Here is a 3,156-nt window from a genome sequence, read left to right on the forward strand (position 1 = left end):
ACAAACGCCTTGTAAATGATGTTGATAGTCACCGTCGCATTTCACCGCATTCAATCCGAGTTCCCCGCCTCCGCCATCCTGAGACAACGCGGGTGAAACCGAGAGCGAGAGCGTCAATCCGATGACGAGTGACGTGACGAAGTAGCATCGATGGAACATGAAGCGAATGACCTATGATAATGTTGAAGTCTAAGCGGTGGGCCACTGGCCCGTGGCGGACTCTATTTCAATTCGAACGTAAAACGGGCAAGACTAACTCGACAGCACGAAGCGGTACAGCAGCGCTGCCAACACCGCTCCCAGCAATGGCCCCATCACGGGGACCCACGCATAGCCCCAATCGCTATTGCGTTTGTCCTTGATGGGTAGCAGGGCGTGCACCAGACGCGGCCCCAGGTCACGAGCCGGGTTGATCGCATAGCCGGTGGTTCCGCCGAGTGACAAACCGATTCCGAAAACGAGCAGCCCAACGGGCAGCAATCCGAGTGAACCAAGACCCAACACCGGGTCGGAATCGGACGGTGCTTCGCCTTGAATCAGACTCGGTGTCGCCATCAGAAAGATGGGCAGGATCAACGCGAAAGTGCCGACAACTTCGCAAAAGAACGCTTGTCCGGACTTGCGAATGTTCGGCGCGGTACAAAAGCACGCCAGTTTCGAATCAGCGTCTTCGGTGACGTTAAAGTGTTCGCGATAGAACAAATAGACCAGTGCCGCTCCCAGCATCGCACCAATGAACTGAGCCACGACGTAATAACCAGCGTCAACAATGCTCAGTTTTCCGGCTGCCGCCATCGCGACACTCACTGCCGGGTTGAGGTGTGCCCCGCTGAACTCACTGGCACAAAATGCCCCAACGAACACGGCGATGCCCCAACCCGCGGCAATGACAATCCAGCCGCCGTCGTTTCCCTTGGTGCGGGCGAGAACAACGTTCGCCACCACGCCGTTGCCAAACAGGATCAGCATCATGGTTCCAATCACTTCGGCAGTATAGGCAGACATCAGAAGACTCCATATTGAGGCGGGCAGTGCGCGGTCACCGGTTCAAAACTCGCGTGTTGTTCTCGACACCAGGATGCATTCTGGACCGACCCACACGTAGCGGACTGTGAATTGCGACCACAATCGCTACTTCATTCTGGTTCGCCCCAACGCATGGATTAAATTTGTCGTTGATTCGTGCGACTAACATAACCCACATCGAAGACGACAACACGAGTGACAAAAGGTGTCAGGACTCTTTTTTCGGAGTGACAGAGTGACAAAAGGTGTCAGGACTCTTTTTTCGGTCATTCAGGTCTGTTAGGCTATCGCAATGGGACGACCAAAACGTGCTGACGAAGCCGGTGGCATTTATCACGCGCTGAACCGCGGGAACGCTCGCGCGGATATTTTTCATAAACCAGAGGACTACGACGCCTTTGAGCGGATCCTTGCCGACGGGCTGAGTCTTTACCCCTGTCAAATCCTTGCCTACCAATTGATGCCAAACCATTGGCACTTTGTGCTCAGCCCGACCCAGGATGGCGGAATGAGCAACTTCTTGCGGTGGGTTTCTCTGACACACACCATGCGCCTGCATGCACATTATGGCAGTGCCGGTGAAGGACATATCTACCAGGGAAGATTCAAGAGCTTTCCGATGCAAGATGACGAACATTTCTTCACAGTCTGCAGGTATGTGGAGCGAAATGCTCTACGGGCGAACTTGGTCGATCGGGCAGAGGATTGGAAATGGGGATCACTCGCCCGTTGGCTCGCCAAGCCTGAGCCCGAACCGAAACTTCTGTCACCCTGGCCGATTGCACGTTTGCCAAATTGGTCGCAACGGGTCAACGAACCACTCACCGAGGACGAACTGAAAGCGATTCGGTGGAGCGTCAGACGCGGAAGCCCCTACGGCGATGAAACGTGGGTCGAGTCAATCGCGAGACGTCTCGACCTGGAGTCCACGCTACGCCCCCGAGGACGCCCCCGGAAAAAGCAGCCAGCTAAGCAAAAGGCAGAAAAAGAGTCCTGACACCTTTGTTGCTACACGATGGTTGTGTCGAACGCTCCGACCGGTTGGTCGTTATCGCAATCGTCCGGTCGATCAATTCGGCAAACGATGACTGAGATATTGTCCTCGCCCCCTGCACGGTTGGCCTCGTCGATCAAACGGCCAACGGCCTGCTCGCTGTTGTCAGCCGATGAAATGATCAGACGAATCGTTTCGTCATTCAACATCCCTGTCAGGCCATCGCTGCACAAAACCAGCACGTCATCGTGTTGCAGGCGGCATCGAACCGCTTCCGGACGAACCTGTTTTTCACTCCCGCCAACGCAATTCCAAAGCACATGTCGCCAGTTCTTGACAGCCTCATCGTCGGGTGACATGCCGCCGGAATCAATCAACTGCTGGGCGATGGTATGGTCCGTTGTCAGCTGTTGAAACTGACCATCGCGGAGCAGATAGCACCGACTGTCGCCGGCATGAACGACGAACATCCGCGGCCACAACAGATAGGCCATCGTCACGGTGGTCCCCATGCGTCGCCCGCCGGGTCCACCCGCGGACCAAATTTTCTTTTGCACCGACTTCAAACAATCCGACAATTCGTCGAGAAACTCTTGCTCGTCGTCGGCCGAGAGTTTCAGGAACCAATGCATCATATCGAGCACGTATTTTGCCGATGCTTCGATTGCCGTATGGCTCGCTTGCTCGCCGCTCTGATGCCCCCCCATGCCGTCGGCCACGACCATGATGCTTCCTTGCTGACACCCGAACAGTTCCGCGTTTTGCTTTTCCGGAATGTCCGTTTGCCGAACGGTAAGCTGACGCCGTAAATCGGCAACCATGAAATGATCTTGATTCTCCTCGCGTTTTTTGCCGATGTCGCTGGCACCGAAAATATCAAACCCATCCGTTCTCATCGGACATCCCTCGTTCACTTACGTTCGCTTAAATCGTTTCCCTGACTGCTTGCCTTCACATTTCGCGGCAACGTCTTCATGTCGCGCGAATCCAAATGCGGCTGCCGCTGATTGATCGCCGTTTTCACCCGATCCCAAGGCTCCTCGGACCACGTCGGCGCGGCTGACTGCTTTTCAACCACGGTGGTACTGTTTTCAAGTTTCACGTTGGCACTCCTGTGCTCATTTTTCTCGATGAGC

3 protein-coding genes and 1 pseudogene are annotated in these 3,156 nt (G+C 55.1%); 1 reads left to right on the plus strand and 3 read right to left on the minus strand.

Annotation, left to right across the window (positions count from 1 at the left end; all coding sequences use genetic code 11):
- Nucleotides 1-252: 252 nt before the first annotated feature.
- Nucleotides 253-1,005, minus strand: a complete 753-nt coding sequence (locus ABX962_RS33575) for an MIP/aquaporin family protein (RefSeq protein WP_372726038.1) — start codon at nucleotides 1,003-1,005, stop codon at nucleotides 253-255.
- A 313-nt stretch (nucleotides 1,006-1,318) separates the two neighbouring features.
- Here ABX962_RS33575 and ABX962_RS33580 point away from each other — a divergent pair, with 313 nt between their 5' ends.
- Nucleotides 1,319-2,023 (plus strand): transposase, encoded by a 705-nt coding sequence (locus ABX962_RS33580; RefSeq protein ID WP_372726039.1) that lies wholly within the window; start codon nucleotides 1,319-1,321, stop codon nucleotides 2,021-2,023.
- An 11-nt stretch (nucleotides 2,024-2,034) separates the two neighbouring features.
- On the opposite strand, the gene ABX962_RS33585 is transcribed toward ABX962_RS33580, so the two are convergent.
- Nucleotides 2,035-2,916, minus strand: a complete 882-nt coding sequence (locus tag ABX962_RS33585; protein ID WP_372726040.1) for a PP2C family serine/threonine-protein phosphatase — start codon at nucleotides 2,914-2,916, stop codon at nucleotides 2,035-2,037.
- Nucleotides 2,917-2,930: 14 nt separating this feature from the next.
- Nucleotides 2,931-3,156 (minus strand): annotated as a pseudogene (locus tag ABX962_RS33590) (hypothetical protein); the annotation flags it as partial.

Origin of the sequence: Novipirellula sp. (assembly GCF_041583735.1) — a bacterium.
GTDB lineage: Bacteria > Planctomycetota > Planctomycetia > Pirellulales > Pirellulaceae > Novipirellula.